This window comes from Kribbella sp., assembly GCF_035687465.1.
In the GTDB taxonomy this organism is placed as follows: Bacteria; Actinomycetota; Actinomycetes; order Propionibacteriales; family Kribbellaceae; genus Kribbella.
The window spans coordinates 1-2,792 of record NZ_DASRXP010000372.1; the positions used below are offsets into that span (position 1 = coordinate 1).

Sequence of the window (2,792 nt, forward strand, 5' to 3'; positions counted from 1 at the left end):
CCCGAGAAGGTGATTCAGACCACTGGAGCCCGTGTGGTCAGTGTCGCGCGGGAACTCATCGAGTCGACCAGCCGACACGTGAAGGCGGAACGGGAACCCGCGGGCCAAGCTGTGAGGCAGTCGCAGTCGCCGAGCAGCCTCGGGCTGCTGGAGTCCGCGATTGTCGAAGGACCCGGGCTGTGATTGCCACTTTGTTGGAGGTGTGAAATGACCGCGAGCGAGAGGGTTGCAGCTCTGCGCCGGGCGCGGCAGCGGCAGGCACGAATCGAGGCTGCGACCGCGCAGGCAATCAGAGCTCATTGGGCGTTGGAACGCGCGATCATCGCGAAGCAAGTCGCAGCCGAGCGTCACGATGAGCGAGTGGCCAAGGCCGAGGTGGTATCTGCGTCGGAGACGGCCGAACTCGCCCGTGTGTGCGGATCGCCCGAGGCTGCGGCCGAGATCGTCGGCTGGAGCATCCGCGACGTGCGGCGGGTCCTCAAGACGGAAAACGAGCGTCGAGCCGAGTCGTCTGGCAAGAAGGCTTCGCCCGCCCGACGCGGTCATGATGATGTGCCGCAAGTGAGTCGACGTGGAGGGCCGGATGACGACGGCGCTTGATTCGGATCCTCTGTGGGACGTGGACCAGGTTGCGGCATACCTCAACGTGCCCAAGCGGACGCTGTACCGCTGGCGAACGATGGGCTACGGACCTCCCGGCAAACGGGTTGGCCGGCACATCCGCTACCGGGCCAGCGAGGTCATCGAATGGTTCGCAACGCTGGACGAACATCCTCCAGACCGCGGCTACTGAATTGAGCGCAGTGGACTCGGAGGCTTGATGAGCCGTTCAGGCACAACGACTACTTCAGTGCGTCGTTGACTAGCTCGGGCAGACGGGGTGAGGGTGCGTCGACGGCGGACCAGTCGCCTGTGTTGAACACTATGTCGATTGCGTCGCGTCGCTGGTATGGCCGCCAGTGGGTTAGGTATGGCTGAGTCAGCCATCGAATCCGGCCGGTGGGTTCGGTGTAGGTGCCGGGGGCAAGGACCCAGTCCGACGAACCGCTGTGCACCTGGCCTCCGGCAGCTTCGATGAGTCTGCGGGAGACTGATCCGGGCGTTACGAAGAAATGCCACTGTCGAGTCCCAGGCGCGAGCGCGGTAGGGCATTCCGTCTTCAACTGGTGGTGCAGGGGCGCGCCGAAGCGTGCGGGCAGTTCCAGTACGTCGAAGCACTGGGTCAGCAACCCGATCGCCCATCTACCGCTGGAGAAGGCATCATCTGCGGCGGCGGCCGTTGTGATCACCGGAGATGGTGCGAGGACCAGATGCGGCTCGACGCAGTCGAGAAGACCGCAGGCGCAGCGTCCGCCGTGCTGGATTGCTAGACGAGCGATTGGCCAGCCATGTTCGACGTACTGGACCGCGAGGCGCCGTAGCCGATCGGCGCGACGCCTCGCGGCCTCGCGACCCACGCAAGGAAATCAGACACGCTTGCCTACCGCGAACAATAGGGAGCTTGTGTGCACCAGATCGGGCTGACCGTCGGCCAGCCTGGCGGATTTGAGCGCGGTCTCCAACGGATCCGGATCGACGAGCGACGGCGGCAGAGGCTGGCTGCTGTAGTGAGCGTCGATCAGCACGGTCAGCCATCCACCAGGACCGGTGAGGCCGTGGATTTGCACCTGCGAGACGAAGCGGGACAGCTCGGAGCGGAGCTGAGCCACTGTGTGGTAGCAGGTATGCGCCATGCGCTCGTTGTCGGGGCTGTAGCCGTCGGTAAGGATCTCCTCGACAACTGACAGGCGCTCCTGGAGGCGATTGGCCAATGTGGAGCCGATGAGGTTGGCCGCACGGTTGATCGCGATAACGGCGAGCGTCCCGCCCGGTCGGAGTACACGCACTGCTTCACGGATGGCCAGACGGCGATCGGCTGCCTCGGTCAAGTGATACATCGGCCCGGCCATCAGTACCGCGTCCTTGGACTCGTTCGGCCACGGGAGTCGGCGGGCGTCGCCGGTGATGGCCGGCAGTCCAGCCTGGCGTGCGTGGTCGACGTGATGTTCAACTGGGTCGAGCAGCTCGACGTCATACCCGCGTTCCGCCAGCCAGGATGCATGTACGCCGGGTCCGCCGCCAACATCCGCGATTCGGGCGGGCGGCGTCGGTAGATAGCGCGTGAGCAGCTCCTTTACTCGCACCTGCTCGAGCTGGCCCTTCAGAGTCGACGAGAGTCGTTGGGCCTCGTCGTGCCGGTTGGTGTAGTGGTCGTGGATGGTGGCGACAAGCTCGGTGGAGGGCTCGAGGTCGGTGTTGGTCACGAGCGGGGTTCCTTTCAGTCGCGCGTTCTGCCAGCGGCGAGGGATGGCGAGGTGCTCCAGCCCCGCGCCCTACGCCCCGGGTGTGGAACGGCGGACGAACGCGCTCGCTGAATCAGCACGTTCGCCCACCGGCTTGAGAAAGAGTCCTCGCCCGCGAGGCGCGCAGGAGATCGTCGGGGGTCTCGCGGACGAGGACTCTGTGAGACGAGCCCGGCCCGAGCAGGCGGTGAGGAGCAGCGCCTGGGGGGAGGGGATCCGGGCTCGCTCGATCAGGTGACGTCGGCGACGATGACCTCGGCCCGTGCCCGCCGGAGTAAGTCGTACTTGGACCCGACCTGATCCCAGTGGCCGAGATGCGCCTTGGTTGGGACGATCACGGCGGGGGCCGGCAACTCGTTCAGCGAGGCCAGTAACGCATCGAAGGCTTGTGGATCGGTCGGAAGGTCCTCGGCATGCACCGTGCCCAGAGTGCGGCCATGCAGTCGAGCG

At 65.7% G+C, this 2,792-nt stretch carries 4 protein-coding genes and 1 pseudogene; 3 read left to right on the plus strand and 2 right to left on the minus strand.

Annotated elements, in window-relative coordinates; translation table 11 throughout:
* The 3 genes from VFG33_RS19465 to VFG33_RS19475 all read left to right on the plus strand — a co-directional run.
* On the plus strand, positions 1–183 hold a 183-nt coding region (locus VFG33_RS19465), incomplete at its 5' end, for a hypothetical protein (protein WP_325054329.1).
* A 24-nt stretch (positions 184–207) separates the two neighbouring features.
* A complete protein-coding gene (locus VFG33_RS19470) occupies positions 208–600 on the plus strand; it encodes a hypothetical protein (protein WP_325054330.1) in 393 nt (130 codons plus the stop codon).
* Positions 584–793 (plus strand): helix-turn-helix transcriptional regulator, encoded by a 210-nt coding sequence (locus VFG33_RS19475; protein WP_325054331.1) that lies wholly within the window; start codon positions 584–586, stop codon positions 791–793. Before VFG33_RS19470 ends, VFG33_RS19475 begins: the two co-directional genes overlap by 17 nt.
* A gap of 673 nt (positions 794–1,466) precedes the next feature.
* Here VFG33_RS19475 and VFG33_RS19480 read toward each other — a convergent pair.
* Both VFG33_RS19480 and VFG33_RS19485 read right to left on the minus strand, forming a co-directional pair.
* A complete protein-coding gene (locus VFG33_RS19480) occupies positions 1,467–2,303 on the minus strand; it encodes a class I SAM-dependent methyltransferase (RefSeq protein WP_325054332.1) in 837 nt (278 codons plus the stop codon).
* Between the two features lie 269 nt (positions 2,304–2,572).
* Positions 2,573–2,792: pseudogene (locus tag VFG33_RS19485) on the minus strand (hypothetical protein); the annotation flags it as partial.

Excerpts from the sequence above, each read along its gene's own strand:
- VFG33_RS19475 (WP_325054331.1), top strand. The coding sequence starts at position 584 with ATGACGACGGCGCTTGATTCGGATCCTCTGTGGGACGTGGACCAGGTT.
- VFG33_RS19470 (WP_325054330.1), top strand. The coding sequence starts at position 208 with ATGACCGCGAGCGAGAGGGTTGCAGCTCTGCGCCGGGCGCGGCAGCGG.